Origin of the sequence: Nonomuraea africana, assembly GCF_014873535.1 — a bacterium.
In the GTDB taxonomy this organism is placed as follows: Bacteria; Actinomycetota; Actinomycetes; order Streptosporangiales; family Streptosporangiaceae; genus Nonomuraea; species Nonomuraea africana.
The window spans coordinates 5,850,505-5,865,419 of record NZ_JADBEF010000001.1 but is presented as its reverse complement, the minus strand read 5'-3'; the positions used below and the strand labels follow the sequence as shown (position 1 = coordinate 5,865,419).

10 protein-coding genes and 1 tRNA gene are annotated in these 14,915 nt (G+C 70.6%); 9 read left to right on the top strand and 2 right to left on the bottom strand.

Annotated elements, in window-relative coordinates:
* Positions 1-37 precede the first annotated feature (37 nt).
* Positions 38-931, top strand: a complete 894-nt coding sequence (locus H4W81_RS27815) for an NAD(P)-dependent oxidoreductase (protein ID WP_225960241.1) — start codon at positions 38-40, stop codon at positions 929-931.
* 342 nt (positions 932-1,273) lie between these two features.
* Positions 1,274-2,563, top strand: coding sequence for a serine hydrolase domain-containing protein (locus tag H4W81_RS27810; RefSeq protein WP_192777523.1), 1,290 nt, complete (start codon positions 1,274-1,276; stop codon positions 2,561-2,563).
* A gap of 392 nt (positions 2,564-2,955) precedes the next feature.
* Here the strand turns inward: H4W81_RS27810 and H4W81_RS27805 are convergent, their stop codons facing one another.
* On the bottom strand, positions 2,956-3,390 hold the full coding sequence (locus tag H4W81_RS27805) for a GNAT family N-acetyltransferase (protein ID WP_192777522.1): 435 nt from the start codon (positions 3,388-3,390) through the stop codon (positions 2,956-2,958).
* Between the two features lie 157 nt (positions 3,391-3,547).
* Here H4W81_RS27805 and H4W81_RS27800 point away from each other — a divergent pair.
* Positions 3,548-3,620: transfer RNA gene (locus tag H4W81_RS27800), tRNA-Met, on the top strand.
* A 108-nt stretch (positions 3,621-3,728) separates the two neighbouring features.
* Here H4W81_RS27800 and H4W81_RS27795 read toward each other — a convergent pair.
* The gene (locus tag H4W81_RS27795) at positions 3,729-5,432 is read right to left on the bottom strand and encodes a right-handed parallel beta-helix repeat-containing protein (RefSeq protein WP_192777521.1); all 1,704 of its coding nucleotides are present in this window, start codon (positions 5,430-5,432) and stop codon (positions 3,729-3,731) included.
* Positions 5,433-5,497: 65 nt separating this feature from the next.
* On the opposite strand from H4W81_RS27795, the gene H4W81_RS27790 reads away from it, so the two are divergent.
* The 6 genes from H4W81_RS27790 to H4W81_RS27765 all read left to right on the top strand — a co-directional run bounded on the left by H4W81_RS27790 (position 5,498) and on the right by H4W81_RS27765 (position 14,885).
* On the top strand, positions 5,498-6,316 hold the full coding sequence (locus H4W81_RS27790) for a TetR/AcrR family transcriptional regulator (protein ID WP_192777520.1): 819 nt from the start codon (positions 5,498-5,500) through the stop codon (positions 6,314-6,316).
* Between the two features lie 15 nt (positions 6,317-6,331).
* Positions 6,332-6,574, top strand: coding sequence for an ABC transporter permease subunit (locus tag H4W81_RS27785; RefSeq protein ID WP_192777519.1), 243 nt, complete (start codon positions 6,332-6,334; stop codon positions 6,572-6,574).
* 151 nt (positions 6,575-6,725) lie between these two features.
* Positions 6,726-9,983, top strand: a complete 3,258-nt coding sequence (locus tag H4W81_RS27780) for a beta-N-acetylglucosaminidase domain-containing protein (protein ID WP_225958822.1) — start codon at positions 6,726-6,728, stop codon at positions 9,981-9,983.
* 171 nt (positions 9,984-10,154) lie between these two features.
* Entirely contained in the window at positions 10,155-12,365 is a 2,211-nt protein-coding gene (locus H4W81_RS27775) for an alpha-L-fucosidase (protein ID WP_192777517.1), read from the top strand.
* A 387-nt stretch (positions 12,366-12,752) separates the two neighbouring features.
* Positions 12,753-13,763: a rod shape-determining protein gene (mreB, locus tag H4W81_RS27770; RefSeq protein ID WP_192777516.1), complete on the top strand. Its 1,011-nt coding sequence runs from the start codon at positions 12,753-12,755 to the stop codon at positions 13,761-13,763.
* Positions 13,764-13,925: 162 nt separating this feature from the next.
* Positions 13,926-14,885, top strand: a complete 960-nt coding sequence (locus H4W81_RS27765; protein ID WP_192777515.1) for a hypothetical protein — start codon at positions 13,926-13,928, stop codon at positions 14,883-14,885.
* The last annotated feature ends 30 nt before the right edge of the window (positions 14,886-14,915 follow it).

Here is a 14,915-nt window from a genome sequence, read left to right as displayed (position 1 = left end):
GTGTCATAGAGGCAAGGCCAGGTGGTACGTCGTGGACATGGGTTTCATCGGGCTCGGCGTCATGGGGCAGCCCATGGCGCTCAACCTCGCTCGGGCCGGGACGGCGCTCGTCGTGTGGAACCGCACCACCGCCAGGTGCGAACCGCTGCGCGCGGCGGGCGCGAAGGTGGCGGCGAGCCCCGCCGAGGTCTTCAAGCGCGCCAGGGTCGTCGTCCTCATGCTGGCAAACGGCGCCGCCATCGACTCCGCCCTGGGCCGTGGCACACCGGAGTTCGGGACGAACGTCGCGGGGCACACGATCGTCCACATGGGGACGACCTCGCCCGACTACTCGCGCGGGCTCGAATCCGACGTCCACGCGGCCGGTGGCGGCTACGTCGAAGCCCCCGTCTCCGGCTCCCGCAAGCCGGCGGAGGCGGGACAGCTCGTGGCGATGCTGGCCGGCGGGCGGGCGGCCGTGGAGGTGGTGCGCCCGCGGCTCCTGCCGATGTGCCACGAGACGTTCACCTGCGGCCCGGTCCCGAACGCGCTGCTGATGAAGCTCTCGGTGAACCTCTTCCTGATCACCATGGTCACCGGGCTCACCGAGGCGTTCCACTTCGCCGACCGCCACGGACTGGACCGGCGGCAGTTCCTGGCCGTCCTCGACGCCGGTCCCATGGCCAGCGGCGTCTCCCGGATGAAGGCGCCCAAGCTGCTCGCCCGTGACTTCGCGGTGCAGGCGGCGGTCAGGGACGTCCTGATGAACAACCAGCTGATCGCCGACGCGGCCAGGGAGTCGAGGCTCGCCTCGCCCCTGCTGGACGTCTGCCACGCGCTCTTCCGCGAGACCGTGGCGCTGGGACACGGCGGGTCCGACATGGTGGCCGTCCTCCACGCCCTCGAGGCCCGAACCGACGCCGCCCCACGTCCCGCGCGGTCCTCGCCATAAGCCGTAGAGCCGGCGCCTGCCAGAGCACAGCCGGGTGAGTCCGGTGGCCTCGTCGGTCACCGTGGTGAAACACGTCTCCGGCCGTAGCCCGCGCATCTCGGAGATCTCGTCGGCCGGGCCCTGCGCCGACATACGGCGGCAGTCCGTCTGCCGAGCACCGGTGCTCGGCGCCGATCAGGCGCCGACTCGCGCCGCGCCCAGAGGGACGCTGATGTCGCCACCGCCGGGGCGGGAGGCTGAGCGGTGACCTGCTGGTCGACCTGCTCCAGGTCGACCAAAGCGGCCATTTATCGCCTCCGTAGGCTGGTGGAGGAGTGTTTCCTCGTACGGCAGGAGGCTGCCATGAGGTCGTCACAGGGACGTACGCGCGGAATCCTCGTCAGGTTGGCCGTGGCCGGTCTGCTGGTCTTTCCGGTGTGCGCCGGGGTCGTCGGGAACGCCGGCGCTACGACGCCCGCGAGCGTTCTCCCCGCCCAGCTCTCCGTAGCCTCCGTGTTCTTCCCCTCGTCTCAGCAGACGGACTTCCCCGAACTGACCCCCGCCGTCACGGGGCGCCTCGACACCGCGGTCCGGCAGGTCATGCGCGAGACCCAGGCGCCCGGCGTCATCGTGGGCCTGTCGGCGCCCGGCAAGGGGGCGTACGTGCGCGCCTTCGGCGTCGCCGACAAGGCGACCGGTGCCGCGATGAGTCCGGACATGTACCTGCGGATCGGCAGCGAGACCAAGACCTTCACCGTGACCGCCCTGCTCCAACTCGTCGACCAGGGAAAGGTCGGCCTGGACGACCCGATCGCCACGTACGTCGACGGAGTACCCAACGGCGACCGCATCACCCTGCGCGACCTCGCGGGCATGCGCAGCGGACTGTTCAACTACAGCGACGACGAAGGGTTCTCCAAGGCCCTCACCGCCGACCCCGAACGATCCTTCACCCCCCAGCAGCTGCTGGCCTACTCCTTCAAGCATCCGGTGCAGTTCCAGCCCGGCGAGGAGTTCCAGTACTCCAACACCAACATCGTTCTGGTGGGCCTCGTGGTGGAGCAGGCCGGCGGCCTGCCGCTGCACGATTTCATCCAGAAGAACGTCCTGGAGCCGGCCGGCCTGAGCCACACCGTCTTTCCGACCGACGCCACGTTCCCGAACCCCCACGCCAACGGCTACACCAACCAGACCGCCTCGGGCTCGGTCGAGGACGCCACGGACTGGAACCCCTCCTGGGGCTGGGCCGCGGGAGCGATGATCTCCAACCTTCAGGACCTGCGCACCTGGGCCCGCGTCCTCGCCACCGGCACCCTGCTGGCCCCCAAGACGCAGGCCGAACGCCTCAGGACGGTCCCGACGTCCATCCCGGGTGCCGGGTATGGGCTCGGCATCTTCAACGTGCAGGGCTGGATCGGGCACAACGGCTCACTGCCCGGCTACCAGTCGCTGACGGTGTACCTGCCCGAGGAGCAGGCGACGCTGGTCGTCCTGGTCAACACGGACATCGTGCACGACGGCAAGGAGCCCGGCACGCTCTTCGGGCAGGCCGTCACGCGCATCGTGACCCCGGACCACGTATTCAACCTGCCCGGCCGGGCGCCGTCTCTCAGCCCGCAGCCGTCCAAGCCGCCGACCAGCGACGGCGATTGAGCGCGCGCCGTCGCTGCGGTCCGGGACGCCACACTCGTGCTGCGGCGCAGGACGCGACAGCGGCCGCCACGAGGGCTGCGGCGCGGGCCGACCTGCTGACGGTCGCGGCCTGTTGTTCCCCGGCGTCGATACGGCAGGAGGTGGAGGTCCGTGCTGAGGATGTGCCCCGGCCTCGCACCTGGAGGGGCTCGCGTGCGAACCGTGGCGAGAGGTCAGATGGCACTGCCCCGTGGCGGCACGATGCACGCGCTGACGTTCTGGGTCACTCCTGACCCGTCACCGCGTGCTGCTTCCGAACGGCGGCACAGCGCACCTTTTCTGCCCGGACGGGCATCGTTCTCAGTGACCTCTCCTGCCGTGCTCGCGCGCCCTTCGTGGGAGAGGGACGGAGGCTACGTGCTGCTCTCCCAACGGTAGTGGGCGTCGGGGAGGGATTCCTCGTTGTCGTCGCCGGTTCCGGCCAGGGTGAAGCCGTGGCGTTCGTAGAAGCGGATGGCGCCCTCGTTGGCCTGGAAGACGTGCAGGTCGAGCCTGGGTCTGGCGTGTTTGGCCCGGTCGAGGAGGGCGGCGCCGATCCCGGAGCCCTGGGCGGAGGGGGCCACGTACAGGTGCTCCAGCCACTCCTCCCGCAGCGCGGCGAACCCCGCGACCCGAGCGCCCCGCGACGCCACCCACACCTCGTGCGAGGGCAGGACGACGTTGGAGATCCACCAGCGGGTCTCCTCGTCGGTGTGCAGGCGGGGCAGGTACGCCATCTGAGCGCGGGCGGCGAGGAAGACATCGCCGATCTGGTCGGCGTCGGTCTCTGTTGCCTTACGGATGAACACCACGACACCTTGCCATATCGGGCGAACGGCTCACGAGCCGCACCAAAAATAGAGTTGCCGGCGAATGGCGGGTTTCGGGATGCTTTCTTCATGTACCGCAGCCGAATGCGCCAAGAGGCCCGCACGCGACGTTAAGGCGTCACGTGCGAGCCGTTGTGGCGGGTGAGGGTGCTGGTGTGCTCGGCGGTTTCATAAGCCGCACAAGGCGGGTTCGATTCCCGCACCCGCTACTGGGCGGGGAGATTCTCGCACCCGCTACCAGGGCCGGGAAACGGTCAGCGCCGAGCTGACCGACTTCGCCCGCCGCAGGGCCAGGGAGTACGGCATGCTCTGCCTCGTCAGCGACCGCGTGCTGTCGAGGGCCCAGGCAGGAGTCCCGCGTTCGCCACGATGCCGGCGACCGCGGGATCGTCGTCGAACGCCTTCTCGGGGAGCGTCGTGTTGCCGGAGAGCGTCACGCCCTCGGGGGCCGCACCCGGGTCGGCGTCCCAGAAGTTGCCGGTGAAGGTCACGTGCTCCAGCGGTGGCGACACGTTCAGCACCACAGGGGCGTCGGCCCGGTGGACGACGTTGCCCTGGACGGTGACCCACGCGGCCCCGTAGTCGGTGTAGAGGCCGAAGTTGTAGGGGGTGATCGTGTCGCGGACGACGTTGCCGCGGATCAGCGCGCCGCTCTCGGCCGAGTCGCCCTGGCTGCCCGACACGTAGATGCCGCCCCCGTCGGCCAGCACCTGCATCGTGTCGTGCACCAGGTTGTCGAGCACCTGGGCGCCGCGCCCCTCGTAGACCACGATGCCCGCGTGCGGCACGTCGCCGATCTCGTTGTGAGACAGGACGGTGTCGCGGGTGCCGGACAGCAGGATGGCCGGTGAGCCGTGGTAGTCGCGCCCGATGTGGTGGACGTGGGTGTTCTCGATCCGGTGGCGGAGCGCGCCCGAGCCGATGACCACGCCGCCGCCCGACACATCGTCGACCACACTGTCGCGCAGGGTGTTGTCCGCGCCCTCGCCGCGGAACTCCAGCGCCACCCCGCCCAGCCGGGTGAACCTGCAGCCCTCCAGCGTGACCCGCGAGGCGTTCTCGAAGATCACGTTGCCGGGCATGGTCGCGGCGTCGCCAGGGACGGTGACCTGCCCCTGGCCCTCGGCGAAGGTGACCGTCTGGAGCTCGCCGCCGTCGTAGTAGCCGTTGCCGTGGTAGTGCAGGAACCCCTCGGGCGTGCTGGGCCGCAGCCAGGTCGCGTCGGCGAAGGTGACGCCGCGGAGGGCGACGTCGCGCACGTCCTTGGCGTGCAGCAGTGTCTCGAGCACCGGCGCCACCACCTCGTCGAGGTCCTCGCCGGGCGGCGGCAGGTAGTGCAGGACCGCGCCGCTCAGCGCGAAGGCGCCCTCGGTGAGGAACGCGGGGCTGTTCTCGGCGGAGGTCGGGGCGTCGGCGCCGTTCGACTCTCCCGCGCCGGGGCCGTCCCAGGAGATGATCGAGTGGTAGAGCCTGATGGCCCAGTCGAAGGCGGGCCGCGCCATGGTGACCGTGGTCGAGCGTTCGTCGCCGGAGATCCGCGACACCTGGCAGCGGGCCTCGGACCAGGGATAGACGCCCCGGTAGACGAACTCCACCTCGCCCTGCCAGGTGGCGGGCGCGGGGTCGTCGATGACGTAACCGCTCTCGGTCCTGGTGAGGCGGTGGTCGAGGGCGATCGCCGCCCGTGCGGCGCGCCGTCCCGAGACGTAGAGCTGGCGGGTGGCGAGACCGGGCACCTCGGCCCGATGGACGCCGTCGTCGCCCCTGCGCCAGCTGGTGACCCGCCGGCCGCCGCTGACCACGACCGGCTCCTGCGCGGCGGTGCCGTAGCCGTAGGCCTGGTAGGTGACGCCTGAGTCGGCGGCCGAGAGCAGGAACGGCTCGGTGAGCCGGTGGGTTCCGGCCCTGAGACTGACCACGGTGCCCGGCCGTGCCGCCGCCCTGGCCCGCTCCAGTGTCGCGAACGGCCGCTCGAGCGTGCCGGGGCCCGCGTCGTCACCGGCCGGATCAACGAAGAGCATGAGAATCCTCTCGTGTGTATGGCGTACACATCTGGTATACAGCATAGACATAGAGGGGAGTCAAGATGGCGAATCCTGAGCGCAGCACCGAGCTGCTGTGGGGGTCGGGGTCCAGAGGCGGCCTCAGCCTGGAGCGGATCGTGCGGGCCGCGATCGAGCTGGCCGACGCCGAAGGGCTCGCCGCGGTCTCCATGCGCAGGGTCGCCGAACGGCTCGGCTTCACCACCATGTCGCTGTACCGGCACGTGCCGGGCAAGACGGAGCTGGTCGACCTCATGCGCGACGAGGTGATCGGCGAGCGGGCGGCCGCCGGCGTGGCGCCCTCCGGCGGCTGGCGGGCCGAGCTGGAGGCGTGGGCGCGCGCCGAGCTGGCGCTCTATCAGCGCCACCCATGGCTGGTCGAGGCGTCGCTCTCCCGGCGGGTGCCGGGGCCGAACGCGGTGGCGGGCTTCGAGTGGGCGCTGGAGGTGGTGGCGCGGACCGGCCTGCAGCCCGCGGAGGTGGTGGCCGTGGTCACCCTCGTCGGCGGGTTCGTCGAGAGCGCCGCCCAGCAGATGGTGCGCACCGCGCGGACCGAGCGGCGGACGGGTGTCAGCGAGGAGGAGTGGTGGGGCGCGCGCGAGTCGCTCTTCCAGCACATGGACCGGTATCCGACGCTGAGCCGCATCTACAGGGAGGGCGGATACGACGCGCCGCTCGACCCCTTCGAGTTCGGCCTGCAGCGGGTGCTCGACGGGATCGAGTCACTCATTGGTGACGAAAAGCGTGATGAAACCCGGTGTGTGGTGTGCGGAAAGGCCGTCGACACGGCCGCCACCGGCAGGCCCAGGGACTACTGCTCCCGCGCCTGCCAGCAACGCGCCTATCGGATGCGCAAGGGCTAGAAGGTGAAGGCGGCCATGCCGGCCGTGTTCGCCTCGGCGCGGATCTCGGTGCCCGCCTCGATCATCGGCGCGCTCATCGCCGAGTGGCTGGCGACGGGGGAGGGGATCGGCGCGGAGATCCTGCGGGCGATCGGCGGCTTCCGCTACGACCGGGTGTGGGCGGACATCGTGGTCGTCACGGGGGTGTCCATCCTGGCATACGCGGTGGTGGGGGTCGTCGAGTCCCTCGTCCTCGCCCGTTTCTCCGACAACCCCTGAGCGAGACTCCCAGCCGGTCCGTACCAGTATTGACCAGACGACGGCCGGGTGATCTCATATGAGCAATCCTGCACCCTTTAAGGGTGAATTGCGCATAGGAGGACGAGTGCCCCCCAAACGTCCCGCTTTGATCACCCTCGTCAGTGCTCTGATGGCTTCTTCGCTGATCACCCCCGCTACGGCGCACGCCGAGGCCGTCGAGATCTATCCGACTCCACAGCAGGTCACCGCCCGAGACGACGGCTTCCCTCTCTCCCCGGTCGTCGGACTGGTCCGTACCACCCGCAGCGACCCCCAGGCCGAGGCCGTCGTACGGCAGGCGCTCCAGGCGGCGGGCGTGAAGCGCGTCGAGACGACGGACGGCGCGGACCCCAAGACCCCCGTCACGCTCTGGCTCGGCGGCGGCTCCGACAAGCTGGGCGTGGCCGGGCCTGAAGGGCTGCCCGCCGAGGGCTACGTGCTGGCGGCGGGGGAGAGCGAGAGCGGCAAGCATGTCGCGCTCGACGGCGTCGACGCCGACGGCACCTACTACGCCGCGCTCACCTTCGCCCAGCTCATCCAGCGGCGTCAGGGCAACGACCGGGTGCCGGGCGTGGTCGTGCGCGACTGGCCCTCGATGGCCTACCGCGGCTCGATCGAGGGCTTCTACGGCACGCCGTGGTCGCACCAGGACCGGCTCGACCATCTCGACTACCTCGGCGCGCACCGGATGAACACCTACCAGTACGCGCCCAAGGACGACCCGTACCACCGGGACAGGTGGCGGGACCCGTACCCGCAGGACAAGCTGGCGCAGCTCGGCGAGCTGATCGGCCGCGCCAGGGCGAACAGGGTGGACTTCACGTTCGCGATCTCGCCCGGCCTGTCGATCTGCTACACCTCGGCCGACGACGTGAACAAGCTGCTGGCCAAGTTCGAGGCGATCTACTCCCTCGGCGGCAGGTCGTTCAACGTCGCGCTCGACGACATCGACCCCAACCGGTGGAACTGCGAGGGCGACCGCGCGAAGTACGCGGCGAAGGGTCCAGGCTGGGCGCAGACCGACCTGCTCAACACCGTGCAGGCCTGGGTGCGCGGCAAGGGCGACGTCGCCCCGCTGCAGACCGTGCCGACCGAGTACTACAACGCCACGGAGACGCCCTACAAGAAGGCGTTCAGGGACAACCTCGACGCCGAGGTGATCGTCCACTGGACCGGGTGGGGCGTGGTGCCGACCGTGATCCTCAAGAGGGAGGCGGCCGAGGCCAGGGCGGTGTTCGGCCACAAGATCCTGGTCTGGGACAACTACCCGGTCAACGACTACGCCCCGGGCAGACTCCTGATCGCCCCCTACACCGGGCGGGAGAACGGCCTGTCGGAGAGCCTCGTCGGCATCATCTCCAACCCGATGAACCAGGCGGCGGTCAGCAAGATCTCGCTCTACTCCTTCGGCGAGTTCGGCTGGAACGACCGCGCCTACGACGCCGAGCAGTCGTGGCTGAGGGCGCTGGCCGAGCGGGCGGACGGCGACGCGGCGACCGTCCAGGCGCTGCGCGACTTCGCCGACCTCAACACCCTGGACGGCACCCTGCACACCAAGCAGTCGCCGGTGCTGGCCGCCGCGATCGCGAAGGGGGAGGGGCTGCGCGAGCTCGCCGAGAGGTACGCCAAGGCGCCCGACCTCATCGAGCGCGGCGTGCCCGACCAGGCCTTCCTCGACGAGGCCAAGTCGTGGCTGGACGCGACCAGGCTGTGGACGAAGGCGTTGGTCAGGTCGCTGGACCTGCTGGAGGAGGTCCGCGCCGACGACGGGGCGGGCGCGCTGGCGATCCGCGCCGAGATCACCAAGCTGGTCGCCGACGCCAAGGCCATCAGGGACGTGCGGCAGCCGCACTCCACCACCTTCCCCAAGATCGGCGACGGCGTCCTCGACAGGTTCGTCACCGACGCGCTCAAGGTGTACGACGCCTGGATCGGGGTCGGCTCGGGCCGCGCCACCGCCTCCAGCACGCTCGGCGTCTACTCCGGGTACGGACCCGAGCTGATGGCCGACGGCAACCTCGACACCTTCTACTGGAGTCCGTCGTCGCCGCGCACCGGCGACGCGATCAGCCTCGACCTCGGCTCGGTGAAACCCATCGGCGACATCGCGGTGCTGATGGGCAAGCCCTCGAGCCCGAACGACTACATTCGCTCGGGCGTCCTGGAGTACTCCCTCGACGGCCAGTCCTGGAACCGGCTGACCAGCGGCAGCACCGCCGAGGTGCGGGCCAGGGCGCCCGAGGGCACGCTCGCCCGCTACGTCCGCTACCGCTCGGCGGGCGCGCAGGACTACTGGCTGGTCGTGCGGGAGTTCACCGTCGCCACGCTGGGTGACGCCGAGACCAGGCTGACCGCGAGCGGCGCCCCCGCGGGCGACCTGGCCGCCACGGTCGACGGCAACCTGGACACCGTCTACACGGCCGCGACCGCGCCCGCCGAGGGCGAGGCGCTGCAGGTCGCGCTGTCACGGCCGCGACTGATCGACAAGGTGGTCGTCATCGGCTCGGGAGCCGCCGAGGTGCAGGTCAGGACCGACGGGCAGTGGAAGGGCGTCGGCGCCCTCACGGGCGCCTACACCGAGCTGGACGTCACCGACCTGACGGGCGACGCCGTACGGCTGGCCTGGACGGCGGGCGGCGCCAAGCCGCAGATCGCCGAGATCGTGCCGCGCTACGCCGACGTGCCGGCCGCCGAGCTGCGGGTCACCCCCGGCACGCTGGTTGCCACGGCGGGGCAGAAGGCCACCGCGACGGTCGTGCTGAGCTCCCAGCTGGCCAGGCCGGTCGCCGAGACGCTCACGGTGTCCGCGCCCGAGGGGTGGACGGTCTCGCCCGACCGGAAGGACGTCACCGTGCCGCGCGGCGGCCAGGTGGCCGTGCCCTTCGAGATCACCCCGCCGGCGGGCGCGGCGGGCCGTACCGAGAAGCTGTCGTTCACGTTCGGCGCGGTGACGCAGGAGCTCCAGGCGGTCGTCCACCGGCCGGTGTCGGCGGACAATCTCGCCAAGGGCAGGCCCGCCACCGCCTCCAGCGTGGAGGGCGGCACGGTCTTCGACCCGGCCAAGGCCGTGGACGGCGACGCCAGGACCCGATGGTCGTCCAGGGCCGCCGACGGCGAGTGGTTCCAGGTGGAGCTCGCCGAGCCCGTCGACGTCGGCAAGGTCGTGCTGCGCTGGGAGGCCGCCTACGGCGCGGCCTACCGGGTCGAGGTGTCGGCCGACGGCACCACCTGGACGCGCGCGGCCGAGGTGAGCGCGGGTGACGGTGGCGTCGACGAGGTGTGGATCGACTCGCCCAACAGCACCAGGTTCGTCCGGATGCAGGGCGTACGGCGCGCCACCCGCTACGGCTACTCCCTGTGGGAGGTGGAGATCCACCGGGCCGCCTGACCCCGTGACGGTTCGTCCGGGCCGGTATGGCCCGGGCGAGCCGTCCGGAGGGGGACAACCTCACAGAGAAGTAGGGCCCCTTGTGAGGACTCCACTGCCGGGTTACAGTCATCCGACGAATCTTGGCAGGAGAAGCCCATGAGCCGGAAATTCCCCCCTTTACGCCGCTCTGTGATCGGATCTATCATCCCGGCCCGGCCGCTGAAGAAGGCCATGGCACTGGCGGCGGCGGCCGTCCTGGCCATGGGGGCCGCGGTGGCGCCCCCCGATCACTACGAGCCGACGGTCGAGTCGCTCAACAGCCATCCCACCCCGCGCTGGTTCGAGGACGCCAAGTTCGGCGTCTTCATCCACTGGGGCGCCTACTCGGTGCCCGCGTGGGGGCCGCGCGGCAGCTACGCCGAGTGGTACTGGAACTACCTGAACTCCAGCGGCAGCGCCACCAACAGGCACCACCGCGACACCTACGGCACGGGCTTCGACTACGACCGCTTCGTCGACCAGTGGAAGGCGGAGAAGTTCGACCCCGCCGACTGGGTGAAGCTGTTCAACGACGCGGGCGCGAAGTACTTCGTGCTCACCTCCAAGCACCACGAGGGCGTCTCCCTGTGGGACAGCCGGGTCAGCGGGCGCGACACCGTGGAGCTGGGCCCGAAGCGCGATCTGTCCGGTGAGCTGTTCGCCGCCGCCCACCGGGACGGCAAGCTGAAGACCGGCTTCTACTACTCGCTCTACGAGTGGTACAACCCCTCCTACACCGGCAGGCCGGCCCGCAACCCCTACACCGGCGCCGAGATCCCCTACACCGGCGCGCCCCAGGTCGCCGACTACGTGGGCGACTACATGCTGCCCCAGATGCGCGAGCTGATCGACGGCTACGACCCCGACATCATCTGGTGCGACGGCCAGTGGGAGAAGCCCGCCTCGTACTGGAAGACCGCGGGAGTCATCGCCGACTATTACAACAAGGCGCTCAGGAGCGGCAAGGAGGTGGCCGTCGCCAACCGGTGCAAGATCGAGAGCGGCAACCTCGACAGCACCGAGCTGGACTTCCAGACCCCTGAGTACACCGTCAAGGCCGACATCGACGCCAACAAGTGGGAGGCCAGCAGGGGCATCGCGCACTCCTACGGCTACAACCAGAACGAGCCCGAGTCCGACTACCTCACCTCCGACCAGCTCGTGGACTCCCTCGTCGACATCGTCAGCAAGAACGGCAACCTGCTCCTCGACATCGGCCCGCGCGCCGACGGCACGATCCCCTCGCTGATGCGCGAGCGCCTGCTCGACATCGGCGACTGGCTGAAGGTCAACGGCGAGGCGATCTACGGCACCACCTACTGGAACCACGCCGAGGAGAAGGGGGGCGGCGACGACGTCCGCTACACCGTCAAGGACGGCGCGCTCTACGCCACCGCGCTGGCCTGGCCGGGCGAGGAGCTCACGCTCGGCGCCGACGTGCCCGCCGACCACTCCACCAGGGTCACGCTGCTCGGCTCGGACGGGGCGCCGCTGGCCTGGCACCGCGACGGGCAGGGCCGCTTCGTGGTGAAGACGCCGCAGGAGCAGGGCAGGCACGCCTACGTCTTCAAGATCACCACGCCGGGGGTGAACACGCTGCTCAGGGCGTCCACCGACCTTCCCGACGAGATCGCCGAGGGCCGGACCGTCACCGGCACCCTCACCCTCACCAACACCGGCGCCACGCAGGCGCCCGTCACGGAGCTGGCGGCGAGCGCTCCCTCCGGCTGGACGGTCACCCCCGCCGCCACGCGCGTCGATCCCCTCGCGCCGGGGGAGAGCGCCACGATCCCCCTGACGGTCACCGCTCCGGCGGGCGCCGAGGCCGGCCGGCACGAGGTCGCCTTCGCCCTGCGCACGGGCCGGATGGCCACGACCGTGCGGCACCCGCTGACCGTCAACCTGCCGAACCTCTCGCTCGGCAGGCCCGCCACGCAGAAGAGCACCGGCTACGACGCGCCCGCGGGACGCGCCGTCGACGGCAACACCGACGGCGCCTTCTTCGGGGGCTCGGTCACCCACACCGCCGAACCCGAGCGGCAGGCGTGGTGGCAGGTGGATCTCGGGGAGTCGGCCGCGCTCTCGGGCGTGGACATCTGGAACAGGACCGACTGCTGCGGAGACAGGTTGAAGGACTTCTGGGTGCTCGCCTCCGACCAGCCGATCACCGCAGACGGACTGGAGGAGGCGCGCTCGGCTCCAGGGGTCACGGCGGTGCACGTGGCGGCCCAGGCCGGCCGGCCCTCGCGGATCGCGCTGCCCGAGGGCACACGGGGTCGGTACGTGCGCGTGCAACTGGCCTCCACGAACAACCCGCTGTCACTGGCCGAGGTCCAGGTCCGCGGCCGCATCTCCAACTGACCGACGAGCCGGCCGCCCCCACCCGGCACCACCGGGGGCGGCCGCCCCGACCCGCACCACCGGGGGATGGCCGCCCCCGGCTCTCCCGGATCCGTACCACCAGGGACGGCCGTCCTCCGACCTCCCGGCCCACACCGCCGGGGCCCCTCCCTCCGGCCTGTTTCGCCTGGAGGTTCCCTCCTGCTCCCCCTGCGTGATCTCGGGCCTCCGGGAAACCCTCGCTCGGCCTTCGAACGTCCGCCGCCGGATGCCTTCCGACCCCACCGCCAGACCCCACCGCCAGACCCCACCGCCAGACCCACCCCAGCGGGTCGCAAGCGGACCGTTTGCCGACTTGGGGTGAGCGGTTGGTGTTGCGCGGAGGCCCTGCTGGCAAGGCACTACACCATGAGGAACGAACAAAGTGGGCATGTCCGGCGGATCGGATCCCCGCTCACGTTCCTCGGCCGGGATCTGGCGATCGATCTCGGCACCACGAGCACCCGGATCCACGTCAGAGGTCGCGGCATCCTGATCAACGAGCCCTCCATGGTGGCGCTCAACCCCAGGACGGGACGGATCGTCGCCTACGGGTCGGCGGTCAGGAAGCCGCCCACGGGTTCGGTCACCGTACGGCCGGTCAGGAACGGGGTGATCGTCGAGCCCGACATGGCGCGCCGCATGCTGCGATATTTCGTGAGAAAGGTGCATGGGCATCCGTTCGCGCGGCCCAGGATGACCATCGCCGTCCCCAGCGGGATCACCCCCATCGAGCGGAAGGTGACATGGGAGGCGGCCTACGAGGCCGAGGCGCGCAGGATCGTCTTCATGGAGAACTGCCTGGCCGCCGCCTTCGGCGCGGGGCTGGGCCCGCGCGACCCCGTCGCCGCCATGGTCGTCGACATCGGCGGGGGCACCACGGACGTCGCGGCCGTTTCGCTGGGCACGGTCGTGGCCGCGGTCTCCAAGCGGGTCGGTGGCGAGGAGATGGACCAGGCGATCCAGGTCGCCGTCCGCCGCTCCCACGATCTCGAGATCGACGACAGGACCGCCGAGATGCTGAAGAAGGAGATCGGCGGGGCGGGTGAGCCGCCGAGGGGCCACCGGCTGCGGGTGGGCGGGACCGACCCGGAAACGGGCGCGAGAGCGTACGCCACGATCTCGGCCGAGCTCGTCCACGAGGCCGTCGCCCCGGCGGTCAGGGCGATCATCGAGGCGGTGCGCAGCGTGCTCGAGTCGTGCTCGCCCGAGATGGCCGCCGACGTGGGGCGCCGCGGCCTGTTTCTCACGGGCGGCGGCGTGCTGCTGAGCGGACTGCCCGCCCGGCTCGGCAAGGAACTGGGCATCCCCGTGTCGCGGGTGGAGCGGCCCGAGTACGCCGTCGCGCTGGGCCTGAGCATGGGGTCGGCCAGGCGCTGACCGGCGGGTCCGCGGGCCGTCCAGGCGAGGGGGCGGGGGTAAAGGCGGCGGGACGGCCAACGTTCATCCCCAGGCCATCCAAGATCGCCCGTCCGGCCAATAACGATCTTTACGTTTGCGGCGTTTGTGCCATCCCCCCTCATCGCATGTGGAAGGACATTCATGCGTACTGGCACCCGGGCGCTCACCGCGTTGGTCGCGGTCTGCCTGACCTTGAGCACCGTGAACATCGCCGGCACCCCGGCGTTCGCGGCCGAGGACCCCGCCCTCGCGGCCCTGACCCAGGTCGTCCCCGAGATCGTGGAGGAAGCGAAGACCACGCCGCCCACCGAGATCCCCGAAGGCAACATCCAGCAGCCGTTCGCGGCCTCCACCGCCGTCGACACCGCGCTGACGGTGACCGTCAGCGACTCCGAGATCGGCATGGGCACCCCTGACGCCCTGGGCGCCGGCAACCAGCCGCTGCCCGGCCTGGTGACGTACGCGGCCAAGCAGCCGAGCGTCGCCTTCGCCCACCAGCGCACCGGCCAGGTGGCCCGCGTGCTGACGGTGATCAAGGACGCGTCGGCGCCCACCGAGTACCGCTTCCCGATCACCGCTCCCGAGAACAGCACCCTGGAGCTGGACGAGGACGGCGCGACGGTGCTGATCTACAACGAGGAGGTCTACCTCGGCGAGATCGACGCCCCGTGGGCCAAGGACGCCAACGGCAACCCGGTCCCGACGACCTACCGGGTCGAGGGGATGACGCTGATCCAGACGGTCCACCACGCGGGCGCCGCCTACCCGGTGGTCGCCGACCCGGCCCTCAAGCTCCAGTGCACGTGGTGGAAGGCCATGTGCCGGGTGATCTTCTCCAGGACCCTCACCAAGAGGATCCACAACGCTTGGCTGTACGGCGGTGCGGCGGCCGCCGCCGAGGTGCTGAAGGCGGGCTGCGACAAGGTCAAGGAGAAGCGGGTCAAGCTGATCTGCAAGGTGGCGGTCGTGACCGGCATCGCCTCCTTCATCTACAAGATCCGCGAAGCTGCCCAGAAGAACCAGTGTTTCGCGATCCGCGCCCAGTGGCCGGGTCCGATCACCTGGGGTGAGGTGCGCAAGCAGAGCTGCTCGACCAGGTAGCCCGACCCTCGCGATTTCCGGCGCCCCCGC

Bases quoted from the DNA above. Each gene is read 5' to 3' on its own strand.
- H4W81_RS27815 (WP_225960241.1), top strand. From the start codon at position 38: ATGGGTTTCATCGGGCTCGGCGTCATGGGGCAGCCCATGGCGCTCAAC.
- H4W81_RS27810 (WP_192777523.1), top strand. From the start codon at position 1,274: ATGAGGTCGTCACAGGGACGTACGCGCGGAATCCTCGTCAGGTTGGCC.
- H4W81_RS27795 (WP_192777521.1), bottom strand. From the start codon at position 5,432: ATGCTCTTCGTTGATCCGGCCGGTGACGACGCGGGCCCCGGCACGCTC.
- H4W81_RS27790 (WP_192777520.1), top strand. From the start codon at position 5,498: ATGGCGAATCCTGAGCGCAGCACCGAGCTGCTGTGGGGGTCGGGGTCC.
- H4W81_RS27785 (WP_192777519.1), top strand. From the start codon at position 6,332: ATGCCGGCCGTGTTCGCCTCGGCGCGGATCTCGGTGCCCGCCTCGATC.
- H4W81_RS27780 (WP_225958822.1), top strand. From the start codon at position 6,726: ATGGCTTCTTCGCTGATCACCCCCGCTACGGCGCACGCCGAGGCCGTC.
- mreB (WP_192777516.1), top strand. From the start codon at position 12,753: ATGAGGAACGAACAAAGTGGGCATGTCCGGCGGATCGGATCCCCGCTC.
- H4W81_RS27765 (WP_192777515.1), top strand. From the start codon at position 13,926: ATGCGTACTGGCACCCGGGCGCTCACCGCGTTGGTCGCGGTCTGCCTG.